This window comes from Pseudomonas sp. HY7a-MNA-CIBAN-0227 (assembly GCF_040310325.1).
Classification (GTDB): Bacteria; Pseudomonadota; Gammaproteobacteria; order Pseudomonadales; family Pseudomonadaceae; genus Aquipseudomonas.
The window spans coordinates 92531-115625 of sequence record NZ_JBEOPT010000010.1 but is presented as its reverse complement, the minus strand read 5'-3'; the positions used below and the strand labels follow the sequence as shown (position 1 = coordinate 115625).

Here is a 23095-nt window from a genome sequence, read left to right as displayed (position 1 = left end):
CCGGCAGGACGCCGGTTTAGCCGCGCTGGGCCAAGGATGGCCCATCGCGGCGGCCCACGGAGCAATGCCGGAGTGAAGGCATGCCGAGCCACAGCGAGGCACCAAGTGGTGGGGCAAGAGCCTTTGGTTACTTTGGGCTTTTCAAAGTGACACGCCGTAAGGGCGTAACCCCAAGCCGCCCTTACCGCCACAACGGATATGCACCCAACTTTCAGACCTTCGTAGGAATCCCGTACTTGCGCAAGCGATGAGCGATGGCCGTATGCGAAGTCTGCAACCGACTCGCCAACTGCCGCGTCGACGGATAACTGGCATACAGCTTCTCCAGCAGCGAACGCTCAAAGTCCTCCACCGCCTGCTCCAGGCTGTCGACTTCACCATCACTCTGACGCGCCACCGAAGTCCCGGCGATATCCAGATCACCAATATCCACCAAGCTGCTTTCACAAATAGCCGCCGCCCGAAAAATCACATTCTGTAGTTGCCGCACATTCCCAGGCCAACGATTCCCCAGCAACGCCGGATAAGTGCCCGGCGCCAGGCGACAGACCGGACGCTGGATCTGCGCACAGGCCTGCTGCATGAAATAGCGTGCCAACAGCAAAATATCCTGGCCACGTTCGCGCAGGGGCGGCACTTCGACGTTGAGCACATTCAGCCGGTAGAACAAGTCCTCACGGAAAGTCCCCTCGCTGACCATCTTTTCCAGGTCGCGGTGGGTGGCGCTGAGGATACGCACATTGACCTTTACCTCACGGTCGCCACCCACCCGGCGAAAGCTGCCGTCATTGAGAAAACGCAGCAGCTTGGCCTGCAAATACGGCGACATCTCGCCGATCTCATCGAGAAATACCGTGCCCTGGTTGGCCAACTCCATCAGCCCCGGCTTGCCGCCGCGCTGGGCGCCGGTAAAGGCGCCGGGGGCGTAGCCGAACAATTCGCTCTCGGCCAGGTTTTCCGGCAGCGCCGCGCAGTTCAGCGCCAGGAACGGCGCGCTGTGACGGGCGCTGATCGCGTGACAGGCTCGGGCTACCAACTCCTTGCCGGTGCCGGTTTCACCCTGGATCAACAACGGTGCATCCAGTGCCGCTACCCGCTGTGCCCGCGCCTTGAGGGTGCGGATCGCCGGGGATTCGCCCAGCAGCGCATCGAAGCCTTCGGCGTGATCGTGATGCAGCGCCGACAAGCGTTCGCCGATGCGGTTGGGTTGGTACAGGGTCAGTAGGGCACCGGCGTCGGTGATTGGCGTGGCGTCCAGCAACAGAGTCTGGCCGTTGACGCTGATTTCCCGCAGGGGCAGGCGAAAGCCCTGCTCCAGCAGGGTGTCCAGCAGCGCCGTGTCGTCAAACAGCTCGGCGATGCTTTCCCCGGCGGGCTCGCGGCCGTAGAGGGCGATCAGCGCCGGGTTGGCCAGCAACACCTTGCCGGCGCTGTCCAGGGCCAGCACCGGATCGGTCATGGCCGCCAGCAAGGCGTCGAGTTGCAGGTGCCGGCGTTGGCCAGGGAGGATGTCCACCACGGTGACGGCTTGCACGCCGTGGACGCTGAACAAGGCATCACGCAACTCTTCCAATACCTCGGCGCTCAGGGTCGGGGCGTCGATATAGACGTTGGGCGGAACCATTTCCACTGCGTCCAGGTTGAGATTGCGCCCACCGAGCAAGGCCAGGACTTCCTGGGTAATGCCGACGCGGTCGATGAAGCTGACGTGGATACGCATGGGGGCTAACGGTTCTGGAATGCGGAGGATGGCCAGTATGCCTTGGCGCGGGGCCGAGGTGAAATCTGCCGTCTGTGGCGAGGGGGCTGATGGTTCCTACGCTCTGCGTGGGAATGCCGCTTTGGACGCTCTGCGTCCTGGGCTCGATGCAGGGTTCAGTCTTGCGCACTGGTGAAGCGCAGTGTCACAGGATGCGTTCCCACGCGAAATGAACGTGGGGACGATCAACCAGGTCAGGTGCTCGGTGAGTTATTCGAGGTGTTCGAGTTTCACCGGATCTCCCGGTTTCACATCCAGTTGGTGGCGTACGTCTTCAAACATCAGGTCGTACTGCTTGTGCATGGTGCCGTTCAACACTGCAATCTTCGGCATGCCGTACTTCTGCGTAATATTCATCGCCTGCCGGGCAAAGTCGAAGGCCTGGTCCTTGGGCAGGAAGAATTCCTCCTTGAGGTCCTTGCCTTGCACCGAACCATGCATCTTGAACAACATCCCCTTGCCTTCCTTGGGGTCCTGGCTGACTTCATAGTCGATGCGCAGGTTGTAGCTGTAGTCGTCCTTGTTCAGCGCGTGGCGTTCGATATGCAAGTGACCGGGTTCAAACGTGGCCATGAGGCGTCTCTCCTTTACAAGGCATTGGAGAAGGGCGGGTTTGAAACCCGCCCTAGGTGCATTTATAAGTAAGTGATGCCAGGTTTTGCCGTGCTGATACGGGTGCCGGCGGTGCCCTGGACGATGGATTCGATGTCCGAGAGTGAGCCGATCACTGCGGTTTTGCCAGTGTTGCGGGCGAACTCGCAGGCAGCCTGAACCTTGGGGCCCATGGAGCCGGAGGCGAAGCCGAGTTTTTCCAATTCGTCGGGATGGACCTGACCAATGGCTTTCTGAGTCGGTTTGCCGAAGTCGATAAATGTTGCACTGACGTCGGTGGCGATCACCAGCAAGTCGGCGTTCAGTTGCTCGGCCAGCAAGGAGGAACACAGGTCCTTGTCGATCACCGCTTCCACACCCTTGAGCTTGCCGTCTTCGTCGTACATGGTCGGAATCCCGCCACCGCCAGCGCAAATCACGATGCTGCCTTTTTCCAGCAGCCACTTAATCGGACGGATCTCAAAGATACGCTTTGGTTTTGGACTGGCCACCACACGGCGGAACTTGTCGCCATCTGGAGCAATAGCCCAGCCCTTTTCAGCTGCGAGTTTTTCCGCTTCGGCCTTGGAATAGACCGGGCCGATAGGCTTGGTAGGGTTCTGGAACGCAGGGTCTTTGGGATCGACTTCGACCTGGGTGAGCAGGGTGGCGAAGGGTATGTCGGCATGCAGCAAGTTGCCCAGTTCCTGTTCGATCATGTAACCGATCATGCCTTCAGTTTCGGCACCAAGCACATCCAGCGGGTAAGGGCTGACGGAGGTATAGGCTGCCGCTTGCAGCGACAACAGGCCGACTTGTGGGCCATTGCCGTGGGCCACCACCAGTTCGTTGCCCGGCGCGATGCGGGCGATCTGTTCGGTGGCGATGCGGATATTGGCGCGTTGATTGTCTGCTGTCATGGGTTCGCCACGACGCAGGAGGGCGTTACCGCCCAGTGCAACGACGATGCGCATAGAGGCTGTCCTTCTAAAATTCAGTGGGGTATTTGATCGTTCCCACGCTCTGCGTAGGAGTGCATCCTGTGCCGCTCCGCGTCACCATCGCGCAAGGCTTGAGCCCGGCGTGGTCAGTTGGACGCGGAGCGTGCGGAGCGGTATTCCCACGCTCTGCGTGGGAACGATCAGTCAGTAAGAGCCGTATCGGGGTTTAGATATCCGCCAACGCGGACACCAGAATCGCCTTGATGGTATGCATGCGGTTTTCCGCTTGCTCAAAGGCGATGTTGGCGGGCGACTCAAACACTTCTTCGGTCACTTCCACGCCACCGGCCAGGTTCGGATAACGGGCGGCGATGTCCTTGCCTACCTTGGTTTCGTTGTTGTGGAAGGCTGGCAGGCAGTGCATGAACTTCACGCGTGGGTTGCCCGAGGCTTTCATCATCTTGGCGTTGACCTGGTACGGCAGCAGTTGCTCGATGCGCTCGTCCCACGCTTCCACTGGTTCGCCCATGGACACCCAGATATCGGTGTGGATGAAGTCCACGCCTTTGACGGCTTCGACAGGGTCTTCAGTGATGGTGATGCGGGCGCCGCTTTCTTCAGCGAACGCTTTGCACTGGTCGATAAACTCTTGGGTCGGCCACAGCGCTTTTGGCGCGCCGATGCGCACGTCCATGCCCAGTTTGGCGCCGATCATCAGCAACGAGTTGCCCATGTTGTAGCGTGCGTCGCCCAGGTAGGCGTAGCTGATTTCATGCAGCGGCTTGTCGCTGTGCTCGCGCATGGTCAGGGTATCGGCGATCATTTGCGTAGGGTGGAATTCAGCGGTCAGGCCGTTGAACACCGGTACGCCAGCGAACTTGGCCAGCTCTTCGACGATTTCCTGCTCAAAGCCACGGTACTCGATGGCGTCGAACATGCGGCCGAGTACGCGGGCGGTGTCTTTCATGCTTTCTTTGTGGCCGATCTGCGACGACATCGGGTCGATGTAGGTGACGTGAGCACCCTGGTCGTGGGCTGCAACTTCGAAGGCGCAGCGGGTGCGAGTCGAGGTTTTTTCGAAGATCAGTGCGATGTTTTTGCCTTGCAGGTGTGGACGCTCAGTGCCGGTGTACTTGGCGCGTTTGAGGTCACGGGACAGGTCTAGCAGGTAGTTCAGCTCGCGAGTGGTGTGGTGCATCAGCGAGAGCAGGCTGCGGTTGCGCATGTTAAAAGCCATGGTGGATCTCCTTCGGTTTAGGTTATCCCCTTGGCCGGCGCCTTGTGAGCGGCGGCCAAGGCCTGAAAGTTAGTAGTCGAGAGGGTCACGAATGATCGGGCAGGTCATGCAGTGGCCGCCGCCGCGACCCCGGCCCAGTTCGCCGGCGCTGATGGTGATGACTTCCACGCCAGCCTTGCGCAGCAGGGTGTTGGTGTAGGTGTTGCGGTCGTAACCGATCACCACGCCTGCCTCCAGGGCGACCACGTTGTTGCCGTCATCCCACTGCTCACGTTCGGCTGCGAAGCTGTTGCCGCCAGTCTCGACGACGCGCAGGGTTTTCAGGTTCAGCGCGTCGGCCACGGTGTCTAGGAAGCTTGCGTCTTCACGGCGAATGTCGATGCCACCTTGCTTGCTTTCATCAGGGCGCAGGGTGAAGGCGACGATCTGGCTGACCACTTCAGGGAAGATGGTGACCAAGTCGCGGTCGCAGAAGCTGAACACGGTGTCCAAGTGCATGGCGGCGCGAGATTTTGGCAGACCGGCGACAATCACGCGTTCCACTACATTGTTCTTGAACAGGTTCAGCGCCAGTTGGCCGATGGCCTGGCGGGACGTACGTTCGCCCATGCCGATCAGCACCACACCGTTGCCGATTGGCATCACGTCGCCGCCTTCAAGCGTTGCGTTGCCGTGTTCCAGGTCCGGGTCGCCGTACCAGATCTGGAAGTCGGCGTTGGTGAACTCAGGGTGGAATTTGTAGATAGCGCTGGTCAGCAAGGTTTCTTGGCGTCGCGCCGGCCAGTACATTGGGTTGAGCGTCACGCCGCCGTAGATCCAGCAGGTATTGTCGCGAGTGAACTGGGTGTTTGGCAGCGGCGGCAGGATGAAGCTCGAGTGGCCGAGGAAGTTGCGGAACATCTCGATGGTTTTGCCACCGAAAGTGTCGGGCAGATCATCGGCCGATACGCCACCGATGAGGAACTCGGCGATCTTGCGCGGCTCCAGGCTACGCAGCCACGAACTGACTTCATTAACCAGGCCGACGCCGACCATATCGGAGGTGACCTTGCGTTCCAGAATCCAGTCCAGGGCTTCGGGAATGGCGACGATGTCGGTCAGCATGTTGTGCATTTCCAGCACATGTACATCCCGTTCGCGCATCTTGTTGACGAAATCGAAATGGTCACGCTTGGCCTGGGCAACCCAGAGCACGTCATCGAACAACAGATCATCGCAGTTATTTGGGGTTAGCCGCTGGTGGGCCAAACCTGGGGAACACACCATGACTTTGCGCAGTTTGCCGGCTTCGGAATGTACGCCGAACTTAACTTTTTCAGTGGTCATTACAGATCCTCCAGTAAAAGAAATCTAACTTGGGTTACAGAGTCAGGAAGCCGTCGTAGAGCCCATAAGCTGCCACCAGGGCGCCGATGACTACTATGACGAAAATCAACTTTTCAATATTGGTGAAAACTTGTTTGCCCAGTTCACGCTTGGCCTTGGCAAACAGGATCGCGCCAGGGGCGTAGAGTAGGGCGGACAGCAGCAGGTACTTGGTGCCGCCGGCGTACAGCAGCCAGACCGCGTAGATCAGTGCGACAGCGCCGATAAACAGGTCTTTCTTGCGTTGGGCCAAGGCGTTCTCGTAGGTCTCGCCGCGTACCGCCAGCAGCAGCGCATAGGCCGCCGACCACAGGTAAGGCACCAGGATCATCGAGGTGGCGAGGTAGATCAGCGACAGGTAAGTGCTGGCGGAGAACAGCGTGATTATCAGGAAAATCTGCACCATGGCGTTGGTCAGCCAAAGGGCGTTGACCGGCACATGGTTGGCGTTTTCCTTACGCAGGAACTCCGGCATGGTGTGGTCCTTGGCGGCGGCGAACATGATCTCCGCGCACAGCAGTACCCACGACAGCAACGCTCCCAACAGAGAGATGATCAAGCCGACGCTGATCAGAATCGCACCCCAATGCCCGACCACGTGCTCCAGCACGGCAGCCATCGATGGGTTTTGCAGCTTGGCCAGTTCCGGTTGGGTCATGATCCCCAGAGACAGCACGTTCACCAGCATCAGGAACAGCAGCACGGTGATAAAGCCGATTACAGTAGCCTTGCCCACATCGGAGCGTTTCTCGGCACGGGACGAGAAGATGCTCGCGCCTTCGATGCCGATAAATACCCAGACGGTGACCAGCATCATGTTGCGCACTTGGTTCATCACACTGCCCAAGTCCGGGTTCTTGATGCCCCATATGTCGGCGGTGAAGATGTCCAGTTTGAAGGCAAATATCGCGATCAGTACGAACAGTACCAGCGGCACGATCTTGGCAACGGTGGTCACCAGGTTGATGAACGCCGCTTCTTTGATGCCACGCAGTACCAGGAAATGTACGGCCCACAGCAGCACCGAAGCACCGATCACCGCCGCCGGGGTATTGCCTTCACCGAAGATGGGAAAGAAGTAACCGAGGGTGCTGAACAGCAGTACGAAGTAGCCGACGTTACCCAGCCAGGCGCTGATCCAGTAACCCCAGGCGGACGAGAAACCCAGGTAGTCGCCAAAACCAGCCTTGGCGTAGGCGTAGACGCCGCCGTCCAAGTCCGGCTTGCGATTGGCCAACGTTTGAAAAACGAAGGCCAAGGTAAGCATTCCGATGGCGGTAATAAGCCAGCCAATCAATACTGCGCCAACATCGGCACTGGCGGCCATATTTTGCGGTAGTGAGAAGATCCCGCCACCAATCATTGAACCCACGACAAGAGCAACCAGTGCACCTAATCGTAGTTTTCCGGGAGATTCAGACATTGCATAACTCCAATGCAGGAGAAGAGAGACCACAGAATAAGTCCGTGCGCTAGGCAAGCAGCTGACTCAGATCACTTAATTGACACATTCCATTGTGAATTAATGACTTATGATGAAAAATAGTACGGGCGCTAGAGTGTCTCGGGGAGGTGTTCTTCAGAGCCTTTCTCCGCTGCAAGGAGCGGATTACCAAGAGTGTGGAGGTTTGAAACTAGCCCTTTTTTCAAGATGTGCAAACTATTTCAGTAAGGTTTGCCAAATAGCCTTCAGTCGAAAAAGTTCAACCTTTATTGAAAATCTAAATTTGCCTAAACACTATTTATTGACATGCATTTAAGTTATTAAGCGTTCGGCTTTATTAGCTATATCTAATAAACGTTGATCTCGCTCAATAAATTTACTGAGTGCACAGTTGTTGGCTCAATCATTACTTTTTCCTCAGGAGCATCCATGTCGCAACCGGCACAAAAACTACGACTAGGCGCATTGATCGCTCTAGTGGTGGGTTCGATGATCGGCGGCGGGATTTTCTCCTTGCCGCAGAACATGGCGGCGCGGGCGGAAGTCGGTGCGGTACTGATCGGCTGGGCAATCACCGCCGTGGGCATGTTGACCCTGGCCTTTGTCTTCCAGACCCTCGCCAACCGTCAGCCCCATCTGGATTCCGGGGTCTATGCCTACGCCAAGGCCGGCTTTGGCGATTACATAGGTTTCTCGTCTGCCTGGGGTTACTGGATCAGTGCGTGGATGGGCAACGTTGGTTACTTCGTGCTGCTGTTCAGCACCCTGGGCTACTTTTTTCCGGTGTTCGGCCAGGGCAATACGCCAGTGGCCATCGGCTGCGCCTCGCTGTTGCTGTGGGCCGTGCATTTCCTGGTACTGCGTGGCATTAAGGAAGCCGCGTTCATCAACCTGGTGACCACCGTGGCGAAGATCGTGCCGCTGCTGATGTTTATCGTCATCGCCGCCGTGGGGTTCAAGGCCGAGATCTTCACCCGCGACATCTGGGGCCTGAGCAACCCGAGTCTTGGCAGTGTCGTCGACCAAGTGCGCAACATGATGCTGGTCACCGTGTTTGTGTTTATCGGTATCGAGGGCGCCAGTGTCTACTCGGCGCGGGCCGAGAAACGCTCGGACGTCGGTCGGGCCACGGTGATCGGATTTTTCGGGGTGTTGGTGCTGCTGGTGCTGGTCAACCTGTTGTCCCTGGGGATCATGAACCAGCCGGAGCTGGCCAGTTTGCAGAACCCGTCCCTGGCCGGTGTGCTGGAGCATATCGTCGGCCCGTGGGGTGCGCTGTTGATCAGCATCGGCCTGGCGGTTTCCCTGCTTGGAGCGTTGCTTTCCTGGGCCTTGCTCTGCGCGGAAATCCTCTATGCCACCGCCCATGACAAGACGATGCCGGCGTTCCTGAAAAAGGAAAACGCCAACCATGTGCCGGTCAATGCACTGTGGCTGACTAACTTGATGATCCAGATATTCCTGGTGATCACCCTGTTTTCCGAAAGCACCTACACCACCCTGATTTACCTGGCTTCGTCGATGATCCTGGTACCGTATTTGTGGTCGGCAGCCTATTCGGTGCTGCTCAGTACTCGTGGCGAAACCTACGAAGGTGCCCAGGGCGAGCGAGTCAAGGACCTGCTGATCGGCATGATCGCCTTGGGCTATGCGGTGTGGCTGCTCTACGCCGGCGGCTTGAAGTACTTGCTGTTGTCGGCGCTGCTGTATGCGCCGGGGGTGATTTTGTTCGCCCAGGCCAAGCGAGAGCAGGGTGAGCCCTTGTTTACCCATGTGGAAAAAGGCATTTTCGTCTGTGTGATTGCCGGGGCGAGCCTGGCCGCGTATGGGCTGTACAGCGGGGTGTTGTCGTTGTGAAGGTGCAAGTTGGCATATCGGCCGACGTACGCCTGATGCGATAGCGATCTGAAGATCACCACTGAGGCCGATGTGCCCCCAATTCCCCAGCCGGCAAATCCCACTGCAACGGTGTCCCATTGATATTCACCGGCGCCAGTAACCGATGGGCGGGGCCCCAGGCTGTTTGTTCCACCACCAAGCCCTGGTCTGCCGGTTCTTCGGGTCTCAGCGGTGGTTGCTCAGAGACTTGTCCCGCGTCCACCAACAGCTTCGCCGTGCGCGCCAGTGACAATCGCGCCGAACCGCTACGCCCTGATTTCAAGCGCTCGGCCAGCGCCTGTATCGCCGCGGCCGCCATCAAATAACCGGTGGCATGGTCCAGCGCCTGCAAGGGCAGCGGCACCGGTTTGTCCGTCTGTTGCCACTGCATCCCAGCCTCGGCGATGCCGCTGCTCATCTGCACCAGGCTGTCAAAGCCCCGGCGATTGCGCCACGGGCCGGTCCAGCCGTAGGCGTTAAGGCTGACGTCGATCAGGCCGGGGGCGATTCGTTGCAGCTCGACACAGGTGTAACCCAATTGTTCCAGAGCATCGGCACGGTATCCATGCACCAGAATGTCGGCCTGCTTGAGCAAGTCTTCAAAAACAGCACGGTCGTCGCTTTGCTTCAGGTTCAGGCGAGCGCAGCGCTTGCCCAGGGTCATTTCCGGTACCACCCCCGGCTCATTCCAGTCGGGCGAGTCGATGCGCAGCACGTCGGCACCCAGGCCTGCGAGAAAGCGACTGGCAGTGGGGCCGGCCAGCACACGGGTCAGGTCCAGGACCTTGATCCCCGTCAGTGGCCGTGCCACGGAGCCGAGCCAGGTTTCTTCGCTGACGCGATCAAAGACCTGGCGCCGGATCAACGGTTCCTGATTGACCGCCAGGCCCTGGGGGTGAGCCTGCCAGGCCTGCGAGGAGCGCATCTGCGCCGCGCAGCCACCAGCATCGACAATCGCTTGTTCCAGTTCGGCAGCGTTCCATTGCACAACCTTGAGCGCCATCGCCGCACGATCCGTCACTTGCCCCAGCACCCGTTCGGCCGCAGCACGATGGTGCGGCGCGTTGGTGTGCAGGCGAATCCAGCCATCGGCGCTGGCGTAGTCGCCGGCAATCGGGTCCCACAGCGGTGGCACTTTCCAACCGTCGGGGCGCAGGGAGCTGGAAAACCAGAATGAAGTGAGGCGCCGGTCCACTGAGACCGTGGGCAAGCGACCGGTTTGTTGCAGCAGAAGCTGGGCAATGGCCTGGCCCGTTGCGCCCACACATGCGCTGGCAAGTTGGGTGACGGCAAAGGTCGAGGGCAGGGCGCCGGCCTCGGTGAAGGTCAGCGGGGTGAGTGGCAGATCGAGTGCGGCTTGGATGGATGTGAGCAGATCAGTCATCAAAGGCCCTCCTTATGCGAAGGGCCATCATAGAAGACTCCTAGGGCTGTACGGCAACCCCCGGCACCAGCGGTAAATCCAGGTTGGCGATAAAACCGCCCTCGGGATGATTGGCCAGGATCAGGTTGCCACCGTGGCGTTCGGCAGCGCGGCGGGCGATGGCAAGTCCCAGGCCGTGGCCCTGGGCGGTTTGCCCCGGCGCACGATAGAACGGTTCGCCCAACTGGCTCAGGTATTTGGCCTCAACCCCCGGCCCATGGTCGCGCACGCTGATCACAATGCGCTCGCCCTGGCGTTGGGCCTGCATTTCAATCGGCCGGCCGGCCGGGTTGAAGCGCTGGGCATTGCGCAGCAGGTTGTCCAGCGCCCGTTCGATCATGGTTGGCCAGCCCTTGAGTTGCAGGTTTGCTTCAACGTCGAGCTGTATCTGCTGATCGGGAGCTCCCAGTTGGGCGTCTTTTTGCAGGGTCTTGAGCAGCAGGTTGAGGTCGATGTCTTCTGCGCTGGCGTTGTCGGCATCGACCCGGGCCAGTACCAGGATCTCGCTGATCAAGGCTTCGAGACGGTCGCACTCGCGGGTCAGTCGCGGCCAGAGTTTCTCCCGCGCTTCGGGAGTGGCCCGCTCGGCCAAGGCCAGGGCGATACGCAGGCGCGCCAGGGGTGAACGAAGTTCATGGGACACGTCCCGAAGCAACTGGCGTTGGCTGCCGATCAGGCTTTGCAGGCGGGCGCCCATGCGGTTGAAATCGGTGGCTAGAACACCGAATTCATCTCGACGGTTAGCCAATTTCGCCAGGCTGTTTTGCTGGTAGGTGGCCTGGCCCAAGTCGTGGACCGCACCTCGCAGACGGCTCAGCGGGCGGGTGATGGACAGCGTCACCAGCAGGCTGAATAGGGTCAACACCACCAAGGCAATCGCTAGTGCGCTCAGGGGCCAGAGCAGGCTGCTGCGGTGCCAGGCGTCGAGTTCCGGGTTGGGGATGCGGTAGATCAGCAGGTAGGTGTCGCCGGTTTTCGCACTGGTGTACTCCGCCGTCAGGCGGCGCCAGGGCAGGTGACCGTCCTGTCTGTCACTCTGTCGTGCTTCAAAGGCGGCGGCCCGGCGTGGGAAGGTGCCGCGTACCACCGGTTCGCCGCTCTCGTTAAGCACTTGCACGTCAATGTGGTACTGGCGCTTGCGCTGTTGCAGCATGTCCTGGGCGGCGTTCTCGCCCTGGGATTCGTAGAGCTGGGTCCACTCTTCGGCCAGATTATTGAGGCCGGGGTGACGGCTGAGAATCCAGGCGTCCTGGTTGAGCATGTGCCCAAGCAGGATCGACAACCCGGCAACCAGGGCGATGGCCAGCCAGAAGCTGGCAAGGATGCGCCAGAACAATGAACGCACAGGGAACCCTCAAACAGGAAAAGCCCAGCGGCACGGGCCACTGAGCTGGGAGGTGGAGCTAACGCATTATTGCGCTTTTTGCGGTTGTTGTGCTTTCCAGGCCTGGAATTCCTTCCACTCGGCGCGGCGCTCGGTTTGCTTCTTGACGATCTCGTCGAATTTCTTCTGTTGATCGGGTTTGAGCACGGCGCGGATGTCGGTCTGGGTTTTCTGCTTGGCGGCAGCCATTTCGTCTTTCATGGCTTTCTGGTCAGCGGCCGGGAGTTTGTCCAGGTACTTCTTGACCAGTTGCTGGCGACCTTCACGCTGTTCGCCCATCAATTTGCCGATCTGCTGGCGCTGTTCACGGCTCAGGTCCAACTGGCTGAAGGGACCGCCTTTGCCGCGCATGCGGTGTTCGCCGCCGTGGCCCGGGCCGCCCATCATGTGGCCTTCAGGACCACCCATCGAGCGTGGACCTTCTGGCATGGCTGCCAGGGCAACGGTAGGCAGGGCTGCAGCGAACATCAGAGCGATAAGGGTCTTGCGCATGGTGTTTCTCCTTGTCTCGATTCCGGTGAGTCCGGATGTGAGTAGATTAAGGAGATCAAGGTCAGCGGCGGTCAGGGGAGGGTAAAGCTTGAGTAAAGACGATTTTGGTGGAAGCTGACAAAACTCTGCGCAGAGGCTGCCACAGGCTCAGAGGCTGTAGTAGTACCCGCGGCTGCGCAGCGCCACGATCCGTGGCCGGCCGTCAGGGTGCGGGCCGATCTTCTTGCGCAGGTTGCTGACGTGCATGTCCAGGCTGCGGTCGTACAGGGTCAGCTTGCGACCCAGGGCGATTTGCGCCAGTTCCTGCTTGTCCAGGGGGGCGCCGGGCTGGCGCATCAAGGCTTCCAGCAGGCGGCTTTCGGAGACGGTGAGGGTGAATTCCTGTTCGTCGATGGTGACCACACCACGCACCGGGCTGAAACACAGGTCGCCCAATTCCAGCTGCGTCGACACGGCTGTCGGGTGGCTGCGGCGCAACACGGCGCGCAGGCGCGCGGTCAGCTCGCGCGGGTCGCAGGGCTTGGCCAGGTAATCATCGGCGCCCAGTTCCAGGCCGAGAATCCGGTCCAGGGGTTCGCCACGGGCCGACAGCATCAGAACCGGCAGCTCCGGGTGGTCACTGCGCAATTGCTTGAGCAATTCCAGGCCACTGCCGTCTGGCAGCATCACATCGAGCACTACAGCAGCGGGAGCTGCTTCGGCCAAGGCCTTGCGTGCGCTCAAGCCGTCATGGCAGGCGCGCACCTGGAAACCTTCCTGGCTCAACCAACTGGTCAGCAGCTCACAGAGCTCCTGGTCATCATCTATCAGTAACAGCTCGCTCATGACTCACTCAATTTAGCCATTGTCGACGACGCCGATGCCCGCCACTGGCGAAGATACCGCACAGCAGGGCGATCAGCGCTACTCCTGCACCTGTAACGAACCATTGCTGCTGCTCGGTGAGCCAGCGCGGCAGAGCGCCGGTCTGTGCTTCCTTGAGCTGTTGGGCCAGGCGCTGGTTGTCCTGGCGCAGCCGACTCAACTGGGCACTTTCCCGTGCCGCGTCGGTGCCTTTCAATTCAGTGCCTTGCAATTGCTTGCTTAGTTCTGCACGCAGACGTTCGCTTTCTTTCAAGCGTTGCTGCAACTCGGTGATCTGGCTGCCGGCACTCAAGGACAGGGGCGTAGAGCTGCCGGTGTTCGAGGTTTCTTCAGCGTGGGCCGTAGCCCCGATCATTAACACTGCCAACAGACACAACTGACGTAAGCGCATCGGAACTCCTGATTCCACACGAATATTCAGAACGTTGTCGGCAGGTTACCGAGAATAATGAGCGATTAGGAGTGCGCCGAACCCAATAGGTTCAGCGCAACGCAATCAAGGCAGGACTTGCTTGAACGGTTTGACCACTACATTGGCATACACGCCCGCCGCCACATACGGGTCAGCCTCGGCCCAGGCTTGTGCATCTGCCTGGGATGGGAACTCGGCCACGATCAGGCTGCCGCTGAATCCGGCATCTCCCGGATCATTGCTGTCGACGGCCGGATGAGGACCGGCAAGCACCACGCGCCCTTCGGCTTGCAGCTGTTTGAGGCGCTCGACGTGGGCTGGGCGAGTGGCCAGGCGTTTCTCCAGCGAGTTGGCAACGTCGGTGGCAATAATGGCGTAGAGCATGTCAGTCCTCGGTTTTTGGCGTGGTAGGGTCGGTGTCATGCAGGTGACGGGACAGGTAGATGCCTTGGGCGACCAGGAACAGCACGGTCATGCCCAGGCTGCCGAACACCTTGAAGTCGACCCAGTAGTTCTGGAAGGTAAAGGCGACAAACAGGTTGGCCGCACCGCAGAACAGGAAAAAGACGACCCAGGCGATGTTCAGGCGGACCCAGATAGGCTCTGGCAAGCTCAGCGCGTGGCCCATGATCCGCTTGATCAGCAGGCGATCGCCTATGAAGTGGCTGCCAATAAAGGCCAGGGCGAACAGCCAGTTGACCACCGGGGCTTTCCACTTAAGGAAGGTTTCGCTGTGGAAGGCCAGGGTCAGGCTGCCGAAGACCAGGCAGGCGATCAGGGTCAGCCACTGGCTTTTTTCCAGCTTGCGCTGAGAGATGAAGATCGCACCGTAGACCACCAGGGAACTGATGATCAGCATCGCCGTGGCGCTGTAGATGCCACCAAACGACAGCTCATGGCCGCCGATATCGATGGCCCGAGGGTCGAGTTTGTAAACGATGAAAAACAGCAACAGCGGGATGAAGTCGATGAATTGTTTCACAGTAAGAGCCAGAAGCTGGATGTGGCGGCATAATAACAAACATCCTTGGTAGCGAAAGCGCCAGCTGACTTGAGGTTACACACTCCCGTGAATGTTGATTTGCACTGCCACAGCACGGCTTCCGACGGCGCCCTGGCCCCCGCGGTACTGGTTGCACGTGCATTTGAAAAAGGCGTGCGAGTCTTGTCATTGACCGACCACGACACCCTTGAAGGCCTGGAAGAGGCCCGTACAGCGGCAAATGCCCTGGGGATGCAGCTGGTCAACGGTGTTGAATTGTCCTGCACCTGGGGCGGCGCAACCATTCATGTATTGGGCTACGGTTTTGACGTAAATGCGCCGCCTTTGGTGGAGGCCATCGCCAAACTGCACGATGGCCGCTGGCTGCGGTCCGAAGAAATAAGCCGCAAACTGGCCCTCAAGGGTATGCCCAACGGCCTCGAAGGCGCCCGCGCCATCCAGCAGGAACTGGGCGACAGTGGCAACGCCCCGGCCCGTCCGCACTTTGCCGACTGGATGGTACGTGAAGGTTTTGTAAAGGATCGCGCCGAGGCGTTTCGCAAATGGCTGGGCGCGGGCAAACTGGGGGACGTCAAGCAACACTGGCCGACCCTCGAAGACACCGTCGCCACCCTGCGTGCCGCCGGAGCCTGGGTCAGCCTGGCACATCCCTGGCATTACGATTTCACCCGCAGCAAGCGCCGCAAGCTGATTGGCGACTATATTCAAGCGGGCGGCCACGCCATTGAAGTGGTCAACGGGCATCAACCTGCCGAACAGGTCGGCAGCCTGGCGATTCTTGCCCGCGAATTTGGTCTGCTGGTCAGCGCCGGCAGTGATTTCCATGGCCCTGGCGGCTGGTCCGAGATTGGCGAATACCGCCCACTCCCGGAAGATTTGCCGCCCCTTTGGTGTCGCTTCAAACATGACCCCATTATTGCCACCGTCTGAACAGGTAGAGAACGTGAGTCAATTTTTCCAGATTCATCCGGAAAACCCGCAAGCGCGCCTGATCAAACAGGCCGTGGAGATCATCCGTGCCGGTGGTGTGGTGATCTACCCCACCGACTCGTCCTACGCCATCGGCTGCCAGATCGGCGATAAAAGCGCGGTTGAGCGAGTAAGACGCTTGCGTGACCTGGACAAAAACCACAATTTTGCGCTGATTTGCAGTGACTTGTCGCAGTTGGGGCTGTTCGCCAAGGTCGACACCGGCACCTTCCGCCTGCTCAAGGCCCACACGCCGGGCCCTTACACGTTTATTCTTAACGCCACGCGGGAAGTGCCGCGCCTGTTGCTGCATCCCAAGAAGCGCACCATCGGCCTAAGGGTGCCGGAACATCCGATTGCCCTGGCGCTGCTGGCGGAGTTGGGCGAGCCGCTGATGAGCGTGTCGCTGATCCTGCCCGGCGAAACCGAGCCGTTGTACGACCCCTACGAAATGCGCCGGTTGTTGGAAAAGCACGTCGACCTGATCATCGACGGCGGCTATGGCGGCAACAAGGCGTCTACCGTGATCAACCTGGCCGATGGCGAGCCTGAAGTGGTCCGCGTCGGTTGTGGCGATCCAACGCCGTTCATGGTTGAGGCCTGAATGCCGGCTGTGGAAGCCGTCGACAGCCAGGCCGGAGCCCAGCAGGAGCTGCCATTCGCCATGGTCTACGGCCAGGCGGTCATGGAAATGCCGCTGGACCTGTACATCCCGCCGGACGCCCTGGAAGTCTTCCTTGAAGCCTTTGAAGGCCCGCTGGACTTGCTGCTGTACTTGATCCGCAAGCAGAACATCAACATCCTCGACATCCCGGTGGCGGAAATTACCCGCCAGTACATGGGCTATGTCGAGTTGATGCAGACGGTACGCCTGGAATTAGCCGCCGAGTACCTGGTGATGGCGGCCATGCTGGCGGAGATCAAGTCGCGCATGTTGCTGCCTCGTTCGGAAACCATCGAGGCGGAAGAAGATGACCCCCGCGCCGAACTGATCCGTCGTCTGCAGGAATACGAGCGCTTCAAGGCCGCCGCCGAAGGCATCGACGGCTTGAGCCGCGTTGGCCGCGACGTGGTGGTGCCCAAACTTGATGCCCCAGAGGCCCGTGCGCGCAAGCTGTTGCCGGACGTGAGCCTGGAAGAATTGCTGATGTCCATGGCCGAGGTGCTGCGCCGGGGCGACATGTTTGAAAGCCACCAGGTCAGCCGCGAAGCCTTATCCACCCGCGAGCGCATGAGTGATGTGCTGGAGCGTCTCAAGGGCGGCGGTTTTGTACCGTTTGTCGAGCTGTTTACCAAGGAAGAGGGGCGCCTGGGAGTGGTAGTGACCTTTATGGCGATCCTCGAACTGGTCAAGGAATCCTTGGTTGAGCTGGTCCAGAATGAGCCTTTTGCGGCTATCCACGTGCGGGCGCGAGCCGAATAAAGAGCTGAATCGATGAATCTGACAGAACCCCGCGAACTGGCCCCGCTGCTGGAAGCCTTTCTCTTGGCCTCGGGCAAGCCGCAATCGCTGGAGCGCTTGTTCGAACTGTTTGAAGAGGCCGAGCGTCCGGAACCGCCGGTGTTCAAGAAGGCCCTGGAAATCTTGCGCAAGTCCTGCGACGGAAGGGCCTTTGAGTTGCGGGAAGTGGCGTCGGGTTATCGCCTGCAAATTCGCGAGAAGTTTTCGCCGTGGGTTGGCCGCCTGTGGGAAGAACGCCCGCAGCGCTATTCACGGGCGATGCTGGAGACCATGGCGCTGATTGCTTACCGCCAGCCGATCACCCGGGGCGAGATCGAAGATGTGCGTGGCGTGGCGGTCAACAGCCATATTGTCAAGACGTTGCTGGAGCGCGAGTGGATCAGGGTCGTCGGCTACCGCGATGTGCCCGGCAAGCCGGCGATGTTTGCCACCACCAAAGTGTTTCTTGATCACTTCAACCTGAAAAATCTCGACGATTTGCCGCCGTTGGCCGAACTGCGGGAGCTGGAACCTGATCCAGTGCTGGACTTTGACGATGCCCCAGTCCCGGCTGCATTGCAGGAATTGGCCGACGCCAGCGCCGAGCCGGAGGAGGCGAAGGACGAAACCAGTTTCCATACGTTGTTGCTGGAACTGGACGACATGGAGCAGGGGATCAAGACTGACTTCGATGATTTGTTGCGTGATGGCGTGGTGAGTGACGGTGAGCCTGGGCCTGAGCTGCAACTGAACGTTGAGGTTGAGCCGCCCGTCGACGTTGAAGCCGAGCCCGAGCCCGAAGAAGACATCCTCGGCGTCGCCCAAGCCCGTGCAAAACTCCTGGCTGCTGTTGCCGCCCTCGAACAACCGCCGCTGAGCGACGAAGAAGACGAAGCCCGGGCCCTGGCCGAAGCCATCGAAAACGAGCGACGCGAATTCGAAGACTGACGCAGAACAAAATGTGGGAGCGGGCTTGCTCGCGAATGCAGTGTGTCAGTCGCCGGATGCATGGCTGACCCGCCGCATTCGCGAGCAAGCCCGCTCCCACACTTGAATCGTCGCCTACAGGAGAACTCATATGAGCTCCACCAAAGACCCCTGCATCAGCATCTGCAAGTTCAGCGACGATATCTGCGTCGGCTGTGGCCGCAGCAAACGCGAGATCCGCACCTGGAAGAAACTCGACAAGGTCGACAAGCGCACGGTGTTGGCCGAAGCCCAGCTGCGCCTGATCGCCCTGGACGCCACCGGTCGGCGGAAAAGCAAATGACAGCGTCCTTATCGGCTAGTCTCTGATGCGCAACGTGCGCCTTACGCGTATGATTCGCGACCCTTTGGCGATGCGTTCGCCAGAAGCCCAGCTTTTACTATCTTCAGGCCAAGCCTGAATCGACACACCGGGAGGTGCTTAAGATGAGTGACCAAGACCAGAAAGACAGCCAGGAAATCGGCCCCGCAGGCGAAAAGCTGCAGAAAGTCCTCGCCCGTATCGGCGTCGGCTCACGCCGCGACGTTGAAGCCTGGATCACCCAGAAGCGGATCAAGGTCAATGGCGTTGACGCCACCCTCGGTCAGCGGGTCGACCTGCACGACGCCATCAGCATCGATGGCAAGGTCATCAAGCGTGAAGAGGCCGCCGAATCGGTGCGCCGCGTCATCATGTACAACAAGCCCGATGGCGAAATCTGCACCCGTGACGACCCGGAAGGCCGCCCAACCGTATTCGACAAGATGCCGCGCCCTAAAGAAGGTCGCTGGATCAACATCGGCCGTCTCGACATCAACACCACGGGTCTGTTGATGTTCACCACTGACGGTGAACTGGCCAACCGCCTGATGCACCCGTCCTACGAAATGGACCGTGAATACGCGGTACGTGTTCGTGGCGAAGTCGATGACGACATGATCGCGCGCCTGAAAGCTGGCGTGGTGCTGGAAGATGGCCCGGCCAAGTTCACCGACATCAAGCAGGCTCCAGGCGGCGAAGGTTTCAACCATTGGTACCACTGCGTGGTGATGGAAGGTCGTAACCGTGAAGTACGTCGTCTGTGGGAATCCCAGGGCCTGGTGGTCAGCCGCCTGAAGCGCGTGCGTTTCGGTCCGGTGTTCCTCAACTCCGACCTGCCGATGGGCCGCTGGCGCGAAATGAGCCAGTACGAAGTCGACATCCTCAGTGCCGAAGTGGGCCTGACGCCTGTGTCCATGCCGCAGATGAACGCCAAGAGCAAAGATAAGCTTGAGCGCATGCAGCGCAAGTCGTCGCGTCCTGTGGCGCGTACCGAGCGCGTTGCCCCTCGTGCCTTGCGCCCGGCATTGGATGCACCGGCGACTGGCGGTCGTATCTCCCGTGAGCCGCACATTGAAGGCGAGCGTCGTCCTTCGGCTCCTGCTCGTCAGGACGGCGAACGTGCTCCACGCCCGTCGCGTCCGGCCGGCCGTGGTGAGGCGCCAACGGGCGGTCGCGGCAATCGTGGCGAGCCTGGTCGTGGTGCGCCTGCGGCGGATCGTTCGTCCGACAGCGCCAGCACCAAGCGGCCAGCCAAGCCCGCGCCGAAAAAGCGTCCGGGGCTGAAGTTGGTGGATGATGCGCCATCGGGCAAGCGTCGTGGTGCACCGGCCGGTTCCGGCCAACGTCCAGGTTTTGGTCGCAAGAAGCCTTAAGGGCAGCTGCAAGCGTTAAGCTTCAAGCTGTAAGAAAAAAGCGCCAACTCTTGAGTTGGCGCTTTTTTTTGCTTGAGGCTGGTCCTAAAACACAAAGGCCCCGTCAAACACCGGCTTGTCATCCAGCGCCAACACGCCACTGGCAAAGATTAAATCCAAGTGATGGCTGCCTTTCTGGCCGCCGCCCAGACCCAAATGCAGCCCGCAGTGGCGCTCCTCAAAGCCAGCATTACGCGCATACAGATCCTTGACCCCTTCATTTGTACCAATACCCAGCTCCTCCACCCGACGGTTGGAAGGGTTGGCATTCAGGTATTTGTTGAAATCATCCGCCAGCCCCGGCACATCAGTGGCGACGGTGCAGATGGTCGAGTTCTCAATCCACAATTCTAGCGGTGATTGCAGCACGCCGTATTTGCGGGCGAAGGGAATGGTGCTGAGGAAGGTGCCAACAAACTTGACTTGGCCGTTGATGGCTTCGCTGTGGGTCGCGATCTCACCGGGGGCCAGGTCGTGGTTGCCGACGCCGTTGATATTGGTCCACTTCTTGATGCTGCTCATGGGCGCCTCAAGGCGCGAGCCATGTTCGTCGGTAAAGCTCAACACGCTGGCCTGGGACATGCGCCGGATGAGTGTGGCGTTGAGGTCGGCAATGCGCTGTGGGGCGACGCTGAAGGTGTCGTAGAAATAGTCGCCATAGTCCTTGAGCAGCAGGGACTTTTTCCAGTGCTCGGCCATCACGTCTTGCAGGGCACGAATAAAGTCTGGACCTTCGGCGCGCGGGTTGGGCAAGGTCGAGGAATCGTAGAGAAACATGTACAGGTCGCAGTCTTCGATGGACTTGGCCAGAGCTTCATTGGGCGCAAGCTCCAGGCGCTGCAGCTGGAAGTTGAATCGGGCGGCACTGCCTTGGGTGATCGCTTGAGTGATGGCTTCATAGCGCTCGGTGTAGCCCACGAGCACGGTGGGGTGGTGAACGCCGGTCAGGGCCGGGTGATGGGCGAGGTAGTAGAGAAAATGTTCAACGGCGCGGGCCTTGTCCATGACGTCCTTCCTTCAAAGCCTTCGGTAGGAGTGGCAGATGTGGCGCACCGCATCTGCCCGGATGGCTGATCAGGTCAGAAAGGCCACATCGCCGTGCCAAATGGCACAACGGCATCGGCTTGCATCATTTCAACGGCGGCCTCATAGGTCGGCGCTTCAAACCAATCGTCGAGTTGCAGTTCGGTTTCCAGGTCGGTTTCCAGTGCTTGCATGGTGAATCTCCTAGAGGACGTTGTTTGAGGGCGGACATGCCAACGGGCTTCGTTGAGCAAGTGGAAAGAACCTAGGCGAGAGCGTTTCATAATGCAAAAAATATATTGACACGGTTCCATTTGGATAAATTTTTCTGTTTTTTCGTGCTTGTTTTTATCAATTGAAAACAGTGGTCTAGCTGGGAGTTGTCAGCAGGAAAGATCCTTCGCCAATTTCCTGTTGTCGCACGAATTTGCCTCAGCGAGTGCTGAACAGACACCTGCAGACAACTGCTCGGTGAAACTCGGAGTTCGGTCCGAGTGGGTTTTGCGGTGTACAATGCGCGGATTTTTTACTGTGTTGGGGTTTGATCGGCGCTTCCCGATTACGTTACCGGGGTAGCAACGTGCAACGAACATCATCAAACATTGGCGTGAGGCCTTTTTCATGAGTGAACCCAACTCGCATTCAGGTGAACTGAAGCGCGGCCTGAAAAATCGTCATATTCAACTGATCGCCCTCGGTGGCGCGATTGGTACGGGTCTGTTCCTGGGGTCGGCCGGCGTGCTGAAGTCCGCCGGGCCGTCGATGATCCTCGGCTACGCCATCTGCGGCTTTATCGCCTTCATGATCATGCGCCAGCTCGGCGAAATGATCGTCGAAGAGCCGGTAGCCGGTTCCTTCAGTCACTTTGCCCACAAGTATTGGGGCGGATTCGCCGGCTTCCTGTCGGGCTGGAACTGCTGGATTCTCTACATCCTGGTGGGCATGTCGGAGCTTACGGCTGTCGGCAAATACGTGCATTACTGGTGGCCAGATGTCCCGACCTGGGCCTCGGCGACCGTATTTTTCGTGATGATCAACGCGATCAACCTGGCCAACGTCAAAGTCTTTGGCGAGGCAGAATTCTGGTTTGCAATCATCAAGGTGATCGCCATCATCGGCATGATAGCCCTGGGCAGCTACCTGCTGGTCAGCGGCAATGGCGGGCCACAAGCCTCGGTGACCAACCTGTGGGAACACGGCGGCTTCTTTCCCCACGGCGTCGGTGGTTTGGTGATGGCCATGGCGATCATCATGTTTTCCTTCGGCGGCCTGGAAATGCTCGGCTTCACCGCTGCTGAAGCGGACCAGCCACGAACCGTGATTCCCAAGGCCATCAACCAGGTGATCTACCGGATTCTGATTTTCTACATCGGCGCCCTCGTCGTGCTGTTGTCACTTACGCCGTGGGACAGCTTGCTGGTGACCCTCAACGCCTCCGGCGATGCCTATAGCAGCAGCCCGTTCGTCCAAGTGTTTTCGATGCTGGGCAGCAACACCGCCGCGCACATCCTCAACTTCGTCGTGCTGACGGCAGCGCTGTCGGTGTACAACAGCGGCACCTACTGTAATAGCCGTATGCTGCTGGGCATGGCCGAGCAGGGCGACGCGCCCAGGGTTCTGGCGAAGATCGACAAGCGCGGCGTGCCGGTGCGTTCGATCCTGGCGTCGGCGGCGATTACGTTTGTCGCGGTGCTGATGAACTACCTGATCCCGCAACATGCGCTGGAACTGTTGATGTCCCTGGTGGTTGCGACGCTGGTGATCAACTGGGCGATGATCAGTTTTTCGCATTTCAAGTTTCGCCAGCATATGAATCGGACGGGGCAGGTGCCGTTATTCAAGGCGCTCTGGTATCCGTATGGCAACTACATCTGCTTGGCGTTTGTGGTGTTTATCCTGGGCATCATGCTGCTGATTCCAGGGATTCAGGTGTCGGTGTATGCGATTCCGATTTGGGTGGCGTTTATGTGGGTTTGCTACGGGGTCAAGAATAAGCGCAGGGCTCGGTAAGATTGAGGGCCGAGGTTGAGTAAGCGGCGTTGGGGGGTATGTACACCCTCTACCCAGTCTCTGATCGGCATCGTCCACTTCTTGCTGATGTTGTTCAATGCAAGATAAAAGAGCTTCATAACTGCGTCGTCAGTCGGGAACTGATGCTTGGAGATCAGC

23 protein-coding genes are annotated in these 23095 nt (G+C 59.3%); 8 read left to right on the top strand and 15 right to left on the bottom strand.

Annotated features, from left to right (window positions below):
- Positions 1-211 precede the first annotated feature (211 nt).
- From gcsR to arcD (AAEZ06_RS17840), 6 genes are all read right to left on the bottom strand, one after another.
- On the bottom strand, positions 212-1720 hold the full coding sequence (gene gcsR, locus AAEZ06_RS17865) for a transcriptional regulator GcsR (protein WP_133099551.1): 1509 nt from the start codon (positions 1718-1720) through the stop codon (positions 212-214).
- A gap of 249 nt (positions 1721-1969) precedes the next feature.
- On the bottom strand, positions 1970-2332 hold the full coding sequence (locus tag AAEZ06_RS17860; RefSeq protein ID WP_149411993.1) for a DUF5064 family protein: 363 nt from the start codon (positions 2330-2332) through the stop codon (positions 1970-1972).
- A gap of 62 nt (positions 2333-2394) precedes the next feature.
- Entirely contained in the window at positions 2395-3324 is a 930-nt protein-coding gene (arcC, locus tag AAEZ06_RS17855; RefSeq protein WP_149411994.1) for a carbamate kinase, read from the bottom strand.
- Between the two features lie 193 nt (positions 3325-3517).
- Positions 3518-4528, bottom strand: coding sequence for an ornithine carbamoyltransferase (locus AAEZ06_RS17850; protein WP_149411995.1), 1011 nt, complete (start codon positions 4526-4528; stop codon positions 3518-3520).
- A 69-nt stretch (positions 4529-4597) separates the two neighbouring features.
- The gene (gene arcA / locus AAEZ06_RS17845) at positions 4598-5854 is read right to left on the bottom strand and encodes an arginine deiminase (protein ID WP_149411996.1); all 1257 of its coding nucleotides are present in this window, start codon (positions 5852-5854) and stop codon (positions 4598-4600) included.
- A gap of 34 nt (positions 5855-5888) precedes the next feature.
- Positions 5889-7316, bottom strand: a complete 1428-nt coding sequence (gene arcD, locus AAEZ06_RS17840) for an arginine-ornithine antiporter (RefSeq protein ID WP_133099546.1) — start codon at positions 7314-7316, stop codon at positions 5889-5891.
- A 450-nt stretch (positions 7317-7766) separates the two neighbouring features.
- On the opposite strand from arcD (AAEZ06_RS17840), the gene arcD (AAEZ06_RS17835) reads away from it, so the two are divergent.
- On the top strand, positions 7767-9194 hold the full coding sequence (gene arcD / locus AAEZ06_RS17835) for an arginine-ornithine antiporter (RefSeq protein ID WP_149411997.1): 1428 nt from the start codon (positions 7767-7769) through the stop codon (positions 9192-9194).
- Positions 9195-9249: 55 nt separating this feature from the next.
- Here arcD (AAEZ06_RS17835) and AAEZ06_RS17830 read toward each other — a convergent pair whose 3' ends face one another.
- The 7 genes from AAEZ06_RS17830 to AAEZ06_RS17800 form a co-directional block, all read right to left on the bottom strand.
- Positions 9250-10599, bottom strand: a complete 1350-nt coding sequence (locus AAEZ06_RS17830) for a CoA transferase (protein ID WP_149411998.1) — start codon at positions 10597-10599, stop codon at positions 9250-9252.
- A 40-nt stretch (positions 10600-10639) separates the two neighbouring features.
- Positions 10640-11983, bottom strand: coding sequence for a sensor histidine kinase (locus AAEZ06_RS17825; protein WP_350615422.1), 1344 nt, complete (start codon positions 11981-11983; stop codon positions 10640-10642).
- A 66-nt stretch (positions 11984-12049) separates the two neighbouring features.
- A complete protein-coding gene (locus AAEZ06_RS17820; protein WP_149412000.1) occupies positions 12050-12514 on the bottom strand; it encodes an LTXXQ domain protein in 465 nt (154 codons plus the stop codon).
- Positions 12515-12661: 147 nt separating this feature from the next.
- Entirely contained in the window at positions 12662-13339 is a 678-nt protein-coding gene (locus AAEZ06_RS17815) for a response regulator transcription factor (RefSeq protein WP_149412001.1), read from the bottom strand.
- Between the two features lie 7 nt (positions 13340-13346).
- A complete protein-coding gene (locus AAEZ06_RS17810; protein ID WP_149412002.1) occupies positions 13347-13769 on the bottom strand; it encodes an SH3 domain-containing protein in 423 nt (140 codons plus the stop codon).
- A 105-nt stretch (positions 13770-13874) separates the two neighbouring features.
- Entirely contained in the window at positions 13875-14174 is a 300-nt protein-coding gene (locus AAEZ06_RS17805) for a YciI family protein (RefSeq protein WP_133099539.1), read from the bottom strand.
- A gap of 1 nt (position 14175) precedes the next feature.
- Positions 14176-14772, bottom strand: coding sequence for a septation protein A (locus AAEZ06_RS17800; protein ID WP_149412003.1), 597 nt, complete (start codon positions 14770-14772; stop codon positions 14176-14178).
- Positions 14773-14859: 87 nt separating this feature from the next.
- Here AAEZ06_RS17800 and AAEZ06_RS17795 point away from each other — a divergent pair, with 87 nt between their 5' ends.
- The 6 genes from AAEZ06_RS17795 to rluB all read left to right on the top strand — a co-directional run bounded on the left by AAEZ06_RS17795 (position 14860) and on the right by rluB (position 19864).
- A complete protein-coding gene (locus tag AAEZ06_RS17795; RefSeq protein WP_149412004.1) occupies positions 14860-15723 on the top strand; it encodes a PHP domain-containing protein in 864 nt (287 codons plus the stop codon).
- Between the two features lie 13 nt (positions 15724-15736).
- Positions 15737-16366, top strand: coding sequence for an L-threonylcarbamoyladenylate synthase (locus tag AAEZ06_RS17790; protein WP_053257721.1), 630 nt, complete (start codon positions 15737-15739; stop codon positions 16364-16366).
- Positions 16367-17185, top strand: a complete 819-nt coding sequence (locus AAEZ06_RS17785; protein ID WP_502948039.1) for a segregation and condensation protein A — start codon at positions 16367-16369, stop codon at positions 17183-17185.
- 12 nt (positions 17186-17197) lie between these two features.
- Positions 17198-18151, top strand: a complete 954-nt coding sequence (gene scpB / locus AAEZ06_RS17780) for an SMC-Scp complex subunit ScpB (protein ID WP_149412006.1) — start codon at positions 17198-17200, stop codon at positions 18149-18151.
- 130 nt (positions 18152-18281) lie between these two features.
- Positions 18282-18473 (top strand): DUF1289 domain-containing protein, encoded by a 192-nt coding sequence (locus AAEZ06_RS17775; protein WP_149412007.1) that lies wholly within the window; start codon positions 18282-18284, stop codon positions 18471-18473.
- Between the two features lie 143 nt (positions 18474-18616).
- Positions 18617-19864, top strand: coding sequence for a 23S rRNA pseudouridine(2605) synthase RluB (gene rluB / locus AAEZ06_RS17770; protein ID WP_149412008.1), 1248 nt, complete (start codon positions 18617-18619; stop codon positions 19862-19864).
- An 84-nt stretch (positions 19865-19948) separates the two neighbouring features.
- On the opposite strand, the gene AAEZ06_RS17765 is transcribed toward rluB, so the two are convergent.
- Positions 19949-20908, bottom strand: coding sequence for a CgnE/CgnB domain-containing protein (locus AAEZ06_RS17765; protein ID WP_149412009.1), 960 nt, complete (start codon positions 20906-20908; stop codon positions 19949-19951).
- A gap of 74 nt (positions 20909-20982) precedes the next feature.
- A complete protein-coding gene (locus tag AAEZ06_RS17760) occupies positions 20983-21120 on the bottom strand; it encodes a hypothetical protein (protein WP_350615416.1) in 138 nt (45 codons plus the stop codon).
- Between the two features lie 427 nt (positions 21121-21547).
- Here AAEZ06_RS17760 and AAEZ06_RS17755 point away from each other — a divergent pair, with 427 nt between their 5' ends.
- Positions 21548-22936, top strand: coding sequence for an amino acid permease (locus AAEZ06_RS17755; protein ID WP_350615414.1), 1389 nt, complete (start codon positions 21548-21550; stop codon positions 22934-22936).
- Positions 22937-23095: the final 159 nt, after the last annotated feature.